Below are 14953 nucleotides of genomic sequence, written 5' to 3'. Positions count from 1 at the left end.
GTCGTGAGCGTAAATTTGAGTCGGGCGGTCTGTGACCGACCGCCCACCTTGCCCCCGCGCGCCGCGAGGTAGGTTGCTCGCGGTTATCTATTCCGCCAAGCGGCTATTCATTCCGCTGCACGGCTCTCCAGCATCGCCACTGCCGGCAGCACCTTGCCTTCCACGTATTCGAGGAAAGCACCACCCCCAGTAGAAATATAGGAAACTTGCCCGGCAATGCCGTACTTGTCGACCGCCGCCAGGGTGTCACCACCACCGGCAATGGAGAAGGCATCACTGTCAGCAATGGCCTTGGACAGACGTTCGGTACCGCCACCAAACTGGTCGAACTCAAACACACCGACCGGGCCATTCCAGATAATGGTCTTGGCGTTCTTGAGAATATCCGCCAGCGCCGCAGAGGAGTCCGGACCGATATCGAAGATCATGTCGTCTTCAGTCACCGCATCGGCGGGCTTGGTTTCCGCCTCCGCGGATTCACTGAACTCCTTGCCGGTCACCACGTCGGTGGGCACCGGAATATCGCACTTCGCCATCAGCCCCTTGGCGGTATCCAGCAGGTCGTGCTCACACAGGGACTTACCTACAGGCTTGCCACTGGCTGCGAGGAAGGTGTTGGCGATTCCACCACCGACGATCAGCTGATCCACCTTGTCCGACAGGCTCTCGAGCACGGTCAGTTTTGTGGAAACCTTGGAGCCACCGACAATCGCCACCATCGGGCGCGCCGGGTTGGCGAGGGCTTTTTCCAGCGCATCCAGCTCCGCCGCCAGCAGCGGGCCGGCGCAAGCAATGGGGGCAAACTTAGCCACACCGTGGGTAGAGGCCTGGGCACGGTGCGCGGTACCAAAGGCGTCCATTACAAACACGTCGCACAGGGCCGCGTACTGCTGGGCCAGTGTTTCGTCGTCTTTCTTCTCGCCCTTGTTGAAGCGCACGTTCTCCAGCAGAGCGACTTCACCATCTGCCAGTTCAATGCCACCCTGCCAGTCTTTGACGACCGGCACATCTTTGCCCAGCAGCTTGCCCAGGTGTGCCGCCACCGGCGCCAGGGAAAACTCTTCCGCAAATTCACCTTCGGTAGGGCGGCCCAGGTGGGACATCAGCAGGACCTTGGCCCCGGCATCTACAGCGGCCTTGATAGTGGGCAGTGCCGCGCGAATACGCGCATCGGAGGTCACTACGCCGTCCTTTACCGGCACATTCAGGTCTTCGCGGATCAGAACGCGCTTACCCGCCAGATCCTGGTCCTTCATCAATTTAACCGCCATTACCAATCCTCTATTGCTGGTTGCTGAAGGGCACGACTACAAATCGACTGCGCGTGCGCCTGGCGGCGTCCGGCGGTGCTCGGCATGCTCATGTATCGCCATACACTCCGCTGCCTCTTCTCCGGCGGCCACCACCAGGCACCCGCTCGCTGCGATTTCTAGAGGCGCCCTGAATACTTACTCACCGCTCCCCCATTGTTCTAGCGGGGAAAGCGGGCGCGGATTATACGCTTTTGCGCCGCCGGCGGTCACCGCCCAGGGTCGCGCTGCTGCAGCTATCCCGGGCCGGCTCGGTCAGGCGCGAGTATATCAATCCGTTTTGTAAATGAATTACCGCACACTATGGATAGCGAAGTGACACCGCTGTCATTTTTACAAGAAGGCAAAAAAAGTTCGGCGCCCTGGGTCTTCGGCCCGTCTGCCCCGCAGAGCCCGGTCACTTCGGAGCTATAGTTGGTGAACCCCGGCGAAAGAATGGAGAAACAGATGAGGGCCCAAGTGGAAGAGTTTCACGGCCAGTGTCCCTATTGCGGTGAAACCATCCTGATGCTGATCGATACCTCCGCCGGCAGCCGGCACTATATCGAGGACTGCGCCGTATGCTGCCGACCAATTCAGGTACTGGTCAGTATCGATCTGAGCGGGGATTGGCAGGTCCAGCTCAAGCACGAGAACGATACCTAGCACCCACAACCCGATTCCGTTTCCGCCTTTCCGCCTTTCCGAGAGGATGGAACCACACCGGACTTGATCCAGATCAATTCCACAGCCCACCCCCGCACATAAGATCCCGGCCCGCGCTGCCTGTCGCGGAATATTGAGCATCGCCGACGACAGAGGCACCGCGCACTAAACGTGGTCAGGGGGGTAAACATGGAAAATACCGATAGCGACACCGTTTTTCAGAGCTATGGACGCTGCTGCAACAACGAACGTTTCTTTATCGATTTCTACGATCGTTTTATGGGCAGCTCTGCCGAGATCCGCGCACTCTTCGTCGATACGGACATGGCCGCGCAACGGCATCTTTTACGCAATGGCATCATGCAGCTGGTGCTCCACGCAAGAGGCATGCCGGACACCAAGCTGCGTGCCCTGGGCTGCAGCCATTCACGCAGCGGCTTCAATATCCGTCCGGAGTGGTATCTACTGTGGCTAGACGCCCTGATCGCCACATTGTGGCAGCACGACCCATACTTCAGCGATGATATTGCGCGGGCCTGGCGTCGTACCATCAGTCCCGGAATTGACATCATCCGCAGCGCCTACTGAAAAATAAAAGAAAAGGCTTGCCGAAGGTACGGCAAGCCTTTTCTTTTTCCTTCCCTGCCCGCTCAGGTGCCATCACCCGAGCAAACAGCGCAATGAATCCACATTACTGCAGATCATTGATGCAGCGGTTGTACTCGTTAAGGTATACCGAGCTGCCCCGATTAGGTACAGCATTGGATTTATCCGCCGCAACATTACGACAACCTTCGATCTGGTCAGCAGTCACACCCGGGCCAGGCTGGGTTACCACAGACTGGTGCGTGGTAGTCTGACGATCCATCACATGAGGCGGATTGGTTTCATAAAAGTAACCACCCTGTTCGTTAAAACGATAGAAGGTGTCGCCACTTTTGTAATAGGTATTACCCATGATCTGCACTTCCTGTGCACCGGACGGCAGCTGAGTCATTGTGCTGTCGGCCTGGGCAAAACCAGCGATTGAACAAAACAGAACTACAGGTAACAGGTAACGCATGATGATCTCCTCATCTCCAATGTGCCCGGTAGTCTACTCACGGCATTTGGTCATCCCAACGAATTTAAAAAAATAAAACCGTTGAAATGACCTGAAGACTCAGCGAGGTCATGAATTAATTTGGACCCTGTAAATCCGCTTTCTGCTGGGCTCTCAGCTCCTCCAGTCGCTCACTGGTTTCCTCAGCATCTGCGGTTTTAGGAGCAAAATTTTCTACGGGCTTTGGGCCGGTTTGCAAAACACTTTCACGGAATCGCTGCTCATCGCTGTAATCCGGTGCCAGCACCAGTTTCGGCGCATTGCTGTTAAAACCGATCAGAACCCAGATAAAAAACAGAAGACACAGCAGGCGAATCACCACCGAGCGGTCCAGCAACCAGTGCAAACCCTCGCCACGCTGACGCAAAAACTGCACGCGCAGAACAATATTCAGCGCCAGCAGCACACAGGCGGCGATCACGATCCAGCTGGCGAGGCCCCCTAGGGCGCTCATCAACCAGTTGGCGATCTGTGAATTGAACTCCATTGAAGAACCCCACTCAGCGCTTGCGCGCAACCTGCTTCATCTGCTCGGAAAACACCGCCTGCTGCAGCCCAATGGTGCCCAGAGCCTCTACCGGCACGAACACTTTATTGTTGGATTCCGCCATGGTTTCCAGCACTTCCAGGGTGCGGTAAGAGAGGTATTTATCCGTTACCGACTTAGCCAGTAGATCATTGACCTCTTTCTGACCCATGGCTTTTTCGCGGGCGATGGCACGGTTCATTTTTTCCCGTTCCAGGTCGCGCTCCATCTGGATTTTCTGGATCTCGAACTGGGCCTTCTCCTGCTCGATCAGCTCGCGCCGTTCCGCTGCGCGCTCTTTCGCTTCGGTAATCACTTTGGGAAACTGCACATCGGCGATACCCAGGCGCTTGATCTTGATCGGTGTGCCATCGAGGGAAGAGGCCACTGCGGTAAAAAGTTCCTGGCTCAGCATCTCGCGGCTGGAGGCGATTTCATTGATGGAGTATTTGGCAATCACCCGGCGTACCACGTCGCGGATCACCGGCTGCGCATACGTGTTGTACACCTGATTTACAGAAATGTTGCCATTGTGGGGTGGCATGCGGTCGAAAATATTGTCGATGTATTTCTCGTTGACCGCACCAGTCATACGGATATCAAAGCTCATGTTGAGCTGATCCCTGGGCATGAACAGCTTGAACTTTTCCATATGGCCGAAATCGGCAATGGCCAGGGTGACCAGTTTGTCGCAATAGTACAGGCACATATCCAGACGAAACTTGGATGGCGGCACCGTATTGGGCTTGTACCCGTTTTTGGTGAGGATTTTCCCTACGTGGGCCGGCGGCACCTCAACCCGGTCGGCGCAGGCGGAGAGCCCCAGAACCAGCCCTGCCAATGGCAGCAGCATCAGTGGTCGTGTCAGTTTGGACAGCTTTGGCATTCCTTTTTATTTCCTCTCATTTCCGGATGACCTATCAAAGGAGGGAATACCATAAAGAGCTATGGGGCAGGGAGCAAGCAGAGGAAAAAGCGCTGCCGTTGTGATCTAATTGGCCGCCTTATCTGACGAGATGGATCTACCAAGTGCAATCCGAATTCCTTACCGCCACTCTGTTCAATCTGGGACTCAATCTGCTCTACACCCTGCTTGCCCTGTTGATTGGCATGGTGGCGTTGCTGATTATTGACAAGAAGCTCCTCAAGCATGTGGATATCGAAGGGGAGTTGAAAAACGGCAATATCGCCGTGGCCATTTTTGCCTCGACGATCCTGATATTCGTCGCGCTGATTATCTCCTTCGGGCTGAAAGGTTAACAGCACCCATGCGGCAATTGCTTGCTGGTACCCTGCTTGGTATGTCGCTCATGCTGCCGGAGCTGATACAGCAGTGGCAGGCTTTACCGGCAGAGCAGTCACTGGGTGAAAACCGCCTGACGGCCATACACAATGAAGTGGCTGATGTACAGGTAAAAGATAGCCAGCGCGGTAGCGTGGTCATCAGCGGCAGCAGCTCGCCACTGACCGAAGCCATGGTTCAGCAGGCCGTCGCCAAGCGCTCGGAACACGAAAGCAGCTATATCTCCATCTGGAACTGGCAGGGCCTGGAGTCGGTCACCGCGTCTGCACGCGGTCTCGATAAGCTGCACCACTTTGCCAATAGCTATCTTGTGGGTTTCCAACCCTTTGAAACGAAATCCCTGTGGGTTCCTCTATACACCCTGGCAATCCGCAAGGAATATCAATACGACCATTTGCAGTACGCCGGTCTAGCGGATATCTGGCAGACCTCCCGCCAGGCCTATTATCAGAAGCGCGGCGACTGCGAAGACCACGCGATACTGCTTGCCGACTGGCTGATCAATCTCGGTGTGGATGCACGGGTGGCTCTGGGCACCCATCAGGGCGAGGGCCACGCCTGGGTGGTGGCCATTGTGGATAACACCGAATACTTACTGGAGGCCACCAGCAAACGTCGACAGTCCAGCTGGCAGGCAATGCCACTGGCAGCGCTGGCAGAGGGTTACGAGGTGGAGTTTCAGTTCAACCGCGACTACTTCTGGGCCAAAACCTCTTCCGCCCCCACACGCCGCTATCGCGGTAATCACTGGATCCGTAAATCCCAGTTTATCCGCGGCTGAGCAGCGCCCTGTAACTCTGTCGCGACTATCTTGTCCCGTTTCCGGGCCATTCCCGGTTACGACTTTATTGGCGACACCGCCGTGGCCAACGATGGCGACGGCCGCGACGCAGACCCCGGCGACTGGCTCAGGGCGTGGGAGTGTGGATTCTTCAATCCCTCGCAACCACGCAACAGTAGTTAGCACGGCACGCACGTTGCGGGCACCATCGCTGCGGTGACGGACAATAACCGGGGCGTTGCCGGCGTCGCCCACGGCGCCAGAGTTCTGGTAGCACGGGTGCTGGGTAAATGTGGCGGCTACACCTCGGATATCATTGATGCCATCGTATGGACAAGTGGCGGCAGCGTGTCCGGGGTGCCAACAAATACCAATCCCGCCCAGGTCATCAACCTGAGTCTCGGCGGACAGGGCAGTTGCAGCGCAGCCATACAGAGTGCGATTGATACCGCCCGGGGCAACGACGCTACGGTGGTCATTTCCGCAGGTAACAGCAACACCAATGCCGCCGATTTCTCACCCGCCAACTGCGCGGGCGTGGTCACCGTAGCTGCCACTGATCGCCAGGGCAATCGCGCCGCATATTCAAATTACGGGGGAACGGTGGAAATCAGTGCACCCGGTGGAGAAACCAATGTCAGTGGTAACGGGATTCTCTCTACCCTGAATAGTGGCACTCAGGGTCCAACGTCAGAAAGCTACCGCTTCTATCAGGGCACCAGCATGGCGGCGCCTCATGTTGCGGGCGTCGCCGCACTGCTCTATCAGGCGAATCCCGCAATCACGCCGGATCAGGTCGCCAGTGCGCTTCAGACGACTGCTCGCGCCCTGCCCGGTAGCTGCAGTGGCGGTTGTGGCGCCGGCATTGTGGATGCGCGCGCGGCACTGAATGCAGTCAGCGGTGGCAACCAACCACCTGTTGCCGCATTCAGATGTAGTGATGATGCGCTTACCATCGACTGCCAGGACCAGAGCAGCGACGCCGACGGCAATATCACCGACTGGGCCTGGGATTTCGGCGACGGCAACAGCAGCAATACGCAGAGCCCGAGCCATACCTACACCACAGCCGGCACCTATTCCGTTTCCCTCACGGTGACGGATGACCAGGGCACCAGCGCCAGCAGTAGCCAGAGCGTAACGGTCACCGATCCAGATAGCGTTGGGCCCAACCAGCCACCGGTTGCGGATTTCACATTTTCCGTGGCCCGCGCCACCGCCAACTTCAGTGACGCCAGTAGCGACAGCGACGGCAGCAGTTCCACGGCCCGGAACCCCAGCCACGAATACGCCGACGACGGCACCTACAGCGTGACCCTGACAGTGACCGACGACGCGGGCGCGAGCCACTCGGTGAGCAAAAATGTGAATGCCACCTGTCGCTTCCGTTGGGGTGGCCGCTGTTACTTCTAATCGCGAAAAATACACAGCCAAAAACGAAAAGAGCCGCGTAATTTACGCGGCTCTTTTGCGATTGTCGGATTGATGAAAAGGGGCAGTACATCGGCCCCAGAATCAGATTGGTGATCCCGGCGGCATGGGTTTCAGGTCACCCTTGTCCACTTTCAGATCCCCGTTCATAAACACTGCGATACGGTTGGCCTCATAAAAATAATGGGCGTTGTATCCCTGGGGATCATCACCAAACAATTTCATTTCACCGATCGCGTGCTGGAATTTGGCCAGTTCGAAGTTGGCGCGGGCGCGGGCGGACTCCGGCGCGCTCTTGTCACCGGCCAGTAACATCAACTGATGGATATACACGTGATTGACCCGCTGGTGGATCGCTGCCTGCAGCCCCTGGTACTTATCCTTATCCAGTGACTGCTCGGTAAGTTGCGCGAGCAGGGTATTGAACCCCGGGCCGTCGCCGCGGCGCGCCTGCTGTTGCTGCAACCGCGCGGCACGTTCCGGATGTAGCAGGATGGAATAGGTATGCCCAGCAGCCGCTTCCACCATGGCAATCGCGTCAAAGGCCACGCCGGTATAGGCGGGGAAGCTTTCATTGCTGCGGCTGTAACCGAATGCCTTGGGCGGCAACAGTTTCAGTACCTTTTCCGGCAGGGTAAGGAATTCCGGCTGCAGGGTAAGTAACAGAGCATCGATGGCCTGCTGCTGCCGGTCGGCATCGACCATGCGATAACTTTCCGAGCCGGCATCGTTGTACAGGTAATCGTAATCCAGTCCACCGATAAGTTTACCCACGGCTTCCGCCTGATAGCGATGCCCGTAGTAGACCGGCACCAGGGTTTCATCCAGAGACGAGCGTGCGGCATCTGGCCTATTTGCGGCGGGGCCGAAATTCTCCAGGGCGTGCTTGCGCAGCTCCGTCATACGCTGGAATTCTTCCAGTGGCTCGCTGCCGTTATCCCACAGGTGGGATTCTGCATGGGCATTGTTGATGGTGCGGGAATCGCGGTCGGTAATAAAACGCAGCTTCTGTTTCCTCGCGTCCTCCAGCACACGTTCGAGATATTCCGACTCATCCCCTTCGGCAATTCCGTAGCCGTAACGGATCGCCAGTTTGTCCCAGGCGCCAATGCCACTGTCGTAAGCTTCGTGCACGTTCAGGCGCTTGCCGTTCATGGTCACCAGCGGTGCCGGGTAGTCCATCACCGAGGCGCGATCTTCCGCGCTGGCAATAAAATTGTGCGCAAGGCCGATGGTGTGACCCACTTCGTGGGCGGACAGCTGACGAATACGGGCCAGCGCCATGGCTTTCAGTTTTTCCGTATCCGCATTTTCATCGCCGTATGGCTGCAGCAGACCCTGGGCGATCAGAAAGTCCTGACGCACGCGCAGGGACCCCAGGGTAACGTTGCCCTTCAGAATTTCACCGGTGCGCGGATCGTAAATGGAGTAGCCGTAGGACCAGCCGCGGGTGGAGCGGTGCACCCAGTTGATCACGTTATAACGCACATCCAGTGGGTCGGCGCCCTCGGGCAACAGTTTTACCTGGAAGGCATTGTCAAAACCGGCGGCTTCAAAGGCCTCGTTCCACCAGCTGGCGCCATCGATCAGCGCACTGCGCACCGGCTCGGGTACACCCGGGTCGATATAGTAGACAATCGGCTCCACCGGCTCATTACTGCCAGGACGTTTTTCCAGACGGTGACGGAAGATCAGACGCTGATCCATGGGCTGATCAATGGCAGTGGCGTAATCCCGGTAGATCAGCGGAAAGTAGCCGGAATTGGCGTGGAAGCGGCGGGGCGTGTAGCCCTCCTCCGGCAGTTCCACCAGGGAGAGGTGCTGACGCAGGGTCACCAGCTCCGGCGTTGGCACTACCTCTTTAAGATACTGGCCCGGTTCACTGCCGGCAAATGTCAGCTGCGCCTCAAACTCGCTGTTCTTTGGAAAGCTTTTACTGCGCGGTAGATAAATTGCAGACCGACTCGGGTCCAGACTGTAGCTGCCCTGGCCAGCTTGTTTAAGACGGTCGGCTATACCGTGCTGATCGCTGAGTACAAACGGGGTGAAGTCCAAAAGAACGGCCTTACCCTCCTCACCGATCACCTCAAATCCCCAGATCACTGAGGTGGCAAAGGCTTCGGATACGGCGCGGCGCTCGGCCGGGTTATCGGAAATGGCCCGGAACTTGAGGTTAATCTGATGCAATAGGACCTTGTTGCCCACACGCTCGAATTTGACGACCCGACTTTCCCCCACCTGATTGCGATCCAGCCCCACAGGGTTAGATCCCAGCCCCTGGGCGAGCCCAGTAAGCAGCAAAAGCTCGCGGTCAAAGGTATCCACTTCCAGCAATAACCGACCCTCCTGTTGATCCCAGTAAAAATCGAACAGTCCTTGCTGCTTTTGCATTCCGGCGGTCATCGCCGCAATGGACTCCCCATAAGCAACCGCACTGAATAGAAGCAATAATGCTATAGATAGCCGGTGAAACATGAATCCCCCAGGTTATTGTTGCTGATATTGTCAGATTTTTATTAATCGAAAGCCGAAGACTATCACTCGAGCAATGGCAGTCCACTGCCGCAGTGTACTGTTTTATTGGCTACCGTCAGATAATTCGTCTGATCGTACAAAACGTTCGCTTTATCCTCCGTCGAATTGATTCCCCCTCACCGCATTTGCCGTTGGCACGGTTAATGCTTTTTAGAACCTGTTCAATGACGAACAACCGGGGGAACCAATGAGCGTTGAGGAAGTGTCTCTGTTTATCCTGCTGCTTTGTGCCGCAGGTCTGATTGCGGGGATCACCGCAGGATTGTTTGGTAACGGCGGAGGCTTTGTGGTGGTCCCCGCGCTACTCGCCGTCTTTCCCTTTCTGCACAGTGCCAGTGATGAAATGATGCGTGTGGCCGTGGGCACATCTCTCGCCTCCATCGTAATTTCTTCGGCGCGCTCGGTGCAGGCACACCACAAACGGGGAGCGGTGGACTTCAAGGTGTTGCGGGACTGGTCGATCTGGATAGTACTTGGCGTTGGCGGCGGCCTTTATATAGCTTCGTTTACCGACAGTAAAAGCCTGGTCTACGTATTTGCTGCCGGCGTTCTGCTCTACTCCATCTATTTTCTATTTCCCAATTTATTCGATGGCCTAAAAGGAAAGCTGGAAATGCCCACCGGGATCGCCCGCGCAGGACTGGCCAGCTTTCTTGGTGGCTTCTCATCGCTGCTGGGTATCGGCGGCGGCACCATTACGGTAATGACCATGGTGCTGTGTAATCGACCAGCGCACCAGGCGGTAGCAACCGCGTCGGGTATTGGCTTTCTGATCGGACTGCCTGGCGCCATCGGCTTCCTCATTATGGGGCTGGGCGCACCGAATCTGCCCATGGGGTCCATCGGTTACATCAATATTCCCGCGCTGATCGCAATTTCAATTTTTTCAGTCATTTCCGCCCCGATTGGCGCGCGATGGGCTCACAGCCTGAACGAGCTGCACCTGAAACGCCTGTTCGGGGTTTATCTGATCGCTGTGTCTGTTGCCATGTTCGCCAAAGCCTGAATCCAGGCATCACGCTGCGCGGCGAGTTGCAGCAAATAACCCGATAAACAACTCACAACTACGACCTGACCGGGAGGGACAATAATGCATAAATCACTCAGCAGGAGGTTATTTCTTCAGGGGACCACTGCCACAGTTTCAGCTGCCCTTGCTACCGCAAGTGCCACCAGCCTGGCAGCAGCCACGAAAGAAATGACGCGCCCAGCCCCGCTTTATGGACCGCCGCCAGGCGTGGCCAAGCTCAACGCAAATGAAAACCCGTATGGCCCCAGCCCCGCCGCACTGAAAGCGATGATGGAAGCGAGCCAGAAGGGGGCCTATTACGTCTACGATAGCGTTACGCGCCTGAAAGCCATGATCGCGGAGCGGCATGGTGTTACGCCAGACCACGTCACCCTGGGGTCGGGATCCAGTGCGGGCCTTGCGGCGGCAGCCGTTACCGCTGCACAGACCGGCAACATTCTCGGCCCCGATCTGTTCTGGGACACCACTTCCCGGGTCGTCGAAATCCAGAACATCGGCGAAATCAAGCGCCTGCCAAAACTGGAATCCCTCGCCATTGACCTCGACGCGATGTACCGCGCGATTGATGACAGTATTTCAATGGTGCAGGTAACCAATCCGAACAACCCCACTGGCATGCTGATCGATCCGATAGCAATGCGTAACTTCTGCATCAAGGCTTCCAAAAAGTGCACCGTGCTCGCCGATGAGGCTTACAACGAACTCACAGACAATAGCGATGCAAATACTGTGATACCACTTATCAAGGATGGCCACGACATTATCGTTGCGCGTACTTTTTCCAAGATCTATGGTCTCGCCGGAATGCGCGTGGGTTATCTGATTGCCCAACCAGAAAAAATAGAACAGATGGAAAAATTCGGGCTCGGCTGGTACGGCCTTAATCAGGCTGGCCTCGCCGCCGCCATTGCCTGCTATGAAGATCATCGCTTTATGGATTACTGCCGATCGAAAGTGGTTGAAGCACGGGAGATGGTGGGTGCAGCGATCAAGGAGAATGGCCTTAGCGCACTTCCCTCAGTAACCAACTTCATGTTCGTCAATCTCGGTGATCTGAACGCGGAAACCTTCCGTGCGGAAATGGCCAAGGAAAATGTACTGATTCGCGGCATTTATCGTGACTACAATAACTGGTCACGGGTCAGTATGGGGCACTTGGAAGATGTACAGAAATATACATCTGCGCTACCTAAAGTTCTACACCGCATGACCTGACAACCGGTTTACAATCGCTCCAATGTTCAGGCCAGCTTTGCTGGCCTTTTTTGTGCCCGACAATCGATGCAAAACCCTGGACAAAAAAATCCCCGCGGAGCGGGGATAAGGTCTTGTAGAAGACACGTCAAATAACGATAAAAACGTAGCGAGCGCGTATCTGGTGGTGACCGCCGGAACGGAGGCTTCGGAGCGTACATCCAGTACAAGAGCATAGCGACCGGGCTGGCGCACCAGTACCGCCGGGCGCCGCCAGACACGTGCGCAGAAGTTTTTATTAGAAATTGTGGCTTAGGCTCATGTAGTAGAAACTTCCCTGCCAGTCGACAACAGTATCGGCTGCATAAAGCGCACCACAGCAATAGTCGCCGAGAGCATCTTTCTCAGGATACTCATCAAATATATTACGCCCGCCCAAACTGACATTGGTGTTATCCGTGATATGGTATTTCCCTTCCAGATCAACCTGTACGATAGGATCGTAAGTCTGGAAAACCAGACCATCATCAGTTCCCTGGGAGTTTTTATAGCTGCCGTACCAGTTGGCCCGAGCCATAAAAGAGAGAGCGCCGAAATCGTGCGTAGCGGTCAGTGCACCGCGCAACGTCGGGTCAAAATTCTCAAAGTCGTACATATCCTCTTCGTTTAGATACGCAGAGGGATCCGAAGCAAATTCGGACTTATTGTAATTGACCGAAGCGGTGACATTGGTAGTGCTGTCATTGCTCCAGGTGAGCGGGTAAGTTGCAACCAAATCCACCCCCTGAGTTCGGGTGTCAAACGCATTGGTGAAGTAGAAAACCCCTCCGATGGATTCGGCCCCTACAACACCGGCATCCACCAGTGCAAGATAATTCGCATAGGCGGAACCACTGCCTGCATCGGCAGATACATCCAGCGTGGAAATCGCATAGGTACGATCATCCACATCAATGCGATAGAAATCGATCGTCAAGCTGAGATTGTCGAAGTCCGCGGTCATACCGAAGGTAAAGTTGGTAGAGGTTTCGGGCTTCAGCGCTTCGGCACCCAGTGCCGCTGCTACATCGCTAGAAGCCGGGAAAAGCCCGGTAGCCACAGGAAAGCCATTCGGCAGTCGCGTGGACACGTTGGTAGTCCCCTGCTGACCAGGTGTTGGTGCACGGAAGCCGGTACCGATGGAGGAGCGCAGCCCGATACTATCGGTGATGTCATATTGCATCGCCAGCTTGCCGACGAGTTCGGAATCAAAATCCGAATAATCTTCAAACCGCATCGCAGCCTGCACAAACAACTGGTCACTGAGGTCGGTACTCAGATCGCCATAGACAGCATAGGAATCGCGAGAATAGCTGCCGCTGTATTCCGGTGAGTAACCGGGGAAACCGTTCGATCCTACTCCGACCACGGTGTACACCGGGTCGTCGGGGTTGTCACAGGCGAGACTCGAGCCGGCAAGAATCGCGGCGTTCCCCGCTTCCGTGGCTGTACCGTCGTCGTTACAAAGATTCCAGGGGTCCTGAGTGGCGTAGGGTCCAGCAGCATAGGAATCTGCGTCACCGCCAGTCAGCTCATAGGACTCATCCATATAACTCAGGCCAAACGCAGCCACCACCGGGCTGGAAAGTCCCAGCATCAGCTCCTTGGAGAAGTCCGCCTGAATCTGAAATTCCTCGTTGGCCAATGTGCCCGGTTGAAACGAAGTAGGGCTATCGGGCCCCATTGATGGGTTAATGGTATTTTTCAGAGTGTAAGCCACTTCCGAAAAACCATAGCGTGCACTGAAATCGTACAGCAGTCCGGACGTCATTTCTCCTTTTAGGCCGGATGCCAGGGAGTAATCGGTTACCTCACCGAAAAAGCGCGGGGTAAAGCCTCCGGGAAATTTCTCTAGTGGGCTATAGATGGACCCGTCTTCCTCACGGAGATCCATGATGGTGCCATTGTTGGGATAGCGGTAGTAGAAACTGCCATCTGCTTCACTCTGCGAATAGTTACCGAAAGCGTAAAGCTCTTTGCCATTACCTAAATCGTAGCCGGCATTAAAGAACAATCGCGCCGCCTCCGTGTTTGGCTGCCCCCACGGCTGCACCACATCGCCTTCCAGTGAAGCATTTTTTGCCGCTTCAATAAAATCTGCATCCTGATCATTCAGGCAGAACCAGCTTTCACAATATTGCTCACTGCGCGAGGTAAAATCAGACTGGGAGACTTCGCCAGATATACTCAGGAATCCCTCGCTACCCAGGGGCATCCCCACGTTACCGGTTGCGGTACTTTGAAATCCATCGCCCTCGCTATACTCACCGGCACGCACACCGATGGAACCACCCTCCGCATTATCTTTCAGAATAAAATTGATTACCCCGGCGATGGCATCGGAGCCGTACTGAGCAGCAGCGCCATCGCGCAAGACCTCGACAGATTTCAACGCTGAACTGGGAATGGTGGCAATGTCTGGCCCCTGGGTTCCGGAACCGCCAATCTCAACCAATGCCGCACGGTGACGACGCTTGGAGTTCACCAAAACCAGAGTTTTGTCTGTAGGCATTCCACGCAACTGTGCGGGACGAATGAAAGTACCACCGTCACTGATCGGCTGGCGGGACACGTTATAGGAGGGGACCAGGGTCTTCAGTACATCGTTGGTATCGGTGTGTGATACCGACTCCAGCGCTTCACTACCAAATACATCCACCGGCACCGGAGAATCGGATACGGAACGCGGTTTGCCGCGCAGACCGGTCACCGCCACCTCCTCTATTTCCTCTGCCAATACCGGCGCACTCGGTGCCGTTATTCCACTGGCGATGATTGCTACCACGGCACAACTCAGTACTTTCTTTTGCGTAAGTGACTGCTTCATTAGCGACCCCTTGGTTTGAACGAATGCCATAACGATTATTATTTTTCAGACAAAAGAACCCCCTGCCACGCACACGCTTGGTGCTGACATAGAAACCACATACCAATCCGGCTTTGCTAAAAGGTTCTTAACTAGTGCAGGGCAGCCACCCTGATGGTCGCTGCAGAATCTTTGGTGCCGGCTTCCGCCGATCACTTTCCGGGTTTAGAAATCATTATCCCGGAGGGTCT

Annotated in this window: 14 protein-coding genes and 1 pseudogene; 9 read left to right on the top strand and 6 right to left on the bottom strand. The window is 55.8% G+C overall.

All coding sequences use genetic code 11. From position 1 onward, the window contains the following. Window positions 1-107 precede the first annotated feature (107 nt). Window positions 108-1271, bottom strand: coding sequence for a phosphoglycerate kinase (locus tag AAFH99_RS04570; protein ID WP_043320187.1), 1164 nt, complete (start codon window positions 1269-1271; stop codon window positions 108-110). Between the two features lie 486 nt (window positions 1272-1757). On the opposite strand from AAFH99_RS04570, the gene AAFH99_RS04565 reads away from it, so the two are divergent. Both AAFH99_RS04565 and AAFH99_RS04560 read left to right on the top strand, forming a co-directional pair. Then, on the top strand, window positions 1758-1955 hold the full coding sequence (locus AAFH99_RS04565) for a CPXCG motif-containing cysteine-rich protein (RefSeq protein ID WP_043320629.1): 198 nt from the start codon (window positions 1758-1760) through the stop codon (window positions 1953-1955). A 189-nt stretch (window positions 1956-2144) separates the two neighbouring features. Further along, window positions 2145-2543, top strand: coding sequence for a globin (locus AAFH99_RS04560; RefSeq protein ID WP_043320186.1), 399 nt, complete (start codon window positions 2145-2147; stop codon window positions 2541-2543). 103 nt (window positions 2544-2646) lie between these two features. Here the strand turns inward: AAFH99_RS04560 and AAFH99_RS04555 are convergent, their stop codons facing one another. The 3 genes from AAFH99_RS04555 to AAFH99_RS04545 all read right to left on the bottom strand — a co-directional run bounded on the left by AAFH99_RS04555 (window position 2647) and on the right by AAFH99_RS04545 (window position 4469). Next, window positions 2647-3018 carry a hypothetical protein gene (locus AAFH99_RS04555; protein ID WP_043320185.1) on the bottom strand — a complete coding sequence of 124 codons (372 nt, stop codon included), beginning with the start codon at window positions 3016-3018 and terminating at the stop codon, window positions 2647-2649. Window positions 3019-3133: 115 nt separating this feature from the next. Continuing rightward, window positions 3134-3544: a hypothetical protein gene (locus tag AAFH99_RS04550; RefSeq protein ID WP_043320184.1), complete on the bottom strand. Its 411-nt coding sequence runs from the start codon at window positions 3542-3544 to the stop codon at window positions 3134-3136. Window positions 3545-3557: 13 nt separating this feature from the next. Then, a complete protein-coding gene (locus AAFH99_RS04545) occupies window positions 3558-4469 on the bottom strand; it encodes an SPFH domain-containing protein (RefSeq protein ID WP_051687306.1) in 912 nt (303 codons plus the stop codon). 143 nt (window positions 4470-4612) lie between these two features. On the opposite strand from AAFH99_RS04545, the gene AAFH99_RS04540 reads away from it, so the two are divergent. From AAFH99_RS04540 to AAFH99_RS04520, 5 genes and pseudogenes are all read left to right on the top strand, one after another. After that, window positions 4613-4843, top strand: a complete 231-nt coding sequence (locus AAFH99_RS04540) for a DUF350 domain-containing protein (RefSeq protein ID WP_043320183.1) — start codon at window positions 4613-4615, stop codon at window positions 4841-4843. A gap of 8 nt (window positions 4844-4851) precedes the next feature. Continuing rightward, entirely contained in the window at window positions 4852-5667 is an 816-nt protein-coding gene (locus AAFH99_RS04535; protein WP_406828784.1) for a transglutaminase domain-containing protein, read from the top strand. A 30-nt stretch (window positions 5668-5697) separates the two neighbouring features. Next, complete coding sequence (locus AAFH99_RS04530; RefSeq protein ID WP_406828783.1) at window positions 5698-5850, top strand: hypothetical protein; 153 nt, start codon at window positions 5698-5700, stop codon at window positions 5848-5850. A gap of 12 nt (window positions 5851-5862) precedes the next feature. Next, a pseudogene (locus AAFH99_RS04525) lies at window positions 5863-6519 on the top strand (S8 family serine peptidase); the annotation flags it as partial. A gap of 15 nt (window positions 6520-6534) precedes the next feature. After that, a complete protein-coding gene (locus tag AAFH99_RS04520) occupies window positions 6535-7080 on the top strand; it encodes a PKD domain-containing protein (protein ID WP_406829164.1) in 546 nt (181 codons plus the stop codon). Between the two features lie 102 nt (window positions 7081-7182). On the opposite strand, the gene AAFH99_RS04515 is transcribed toward AAFH99_RS04520, so the two are convergent. Then, on the bottom strand, window positions 7183-9489 hold the full coding sequence (locus AAFH99_RS04515) for a zinc-dependent metalloprotease (protein ID WP_406828782.1): 2307 nt from the start codon (window positions 9487-9489) through the stop codon (window positions 7183-7185). 331 nt (window positions 9490-9820) lie between these two features. Between AAFH99_RS04515 and AAFH99_RS04510 the strand changes: the two genes are divergently transcribed. Together AAFH99_RS04510 and AAFH99_RS04505 are read left to right on the top strand one after the other, a co-directional pair. Then, on the top strand, window positions 9821-10639 hold the full coding sequence (locus AAFH99_RS04510) for a sulfite exporter TauE/SafE family protein (protein ID WP_043320180.1): 819 nt from the start codon (window positions 9821-9823) through the stop codon (window positions 10637-10639). Window positions 10640-10870: 231 nt separating this feature from the next. Then, a complete protein-coding gene (locus tag AAFH99_RS04505; protein WP_231491979.1) occupies window positions 10871-11878 on the top strand; it encodes a histidinol-phosphate transaminase in 1008 nt (335 codons plus the stop codon). Between the two features lie 277 nt (window positions 11879-12155). Here AAFH99_RS04505 and AAFH99_RS04500 read toward each other — a convergent pair whose 3' ends face one another. Further along, window positions 12156-14723, bottom strand: coding sequence for a TonB-dependent receptor plug domain-containing protein (locus AAFH99_RS04500; RefSeq protein WP_406828781.1), 2568 nt, complete (start codon window positions 14721-14723; stop codon window positions 12156-12158). Window positions 14724-14953: the final 230 nt, after the last annotated feature.

It is taken from the genome of Microbulbifer sp. ARAS458-1 (assembly GCF_045348205.1).
Taxonomy (GTDB): domain Bacteria; phylum Pseudomonadota; class Gammaproteobacteria; order Pseudomonadales; family Cellvibrionaceae; genus Microbulbifer.
This window is presented reverse-complemented; position numbering and strand designations above follow the sequence as displayed.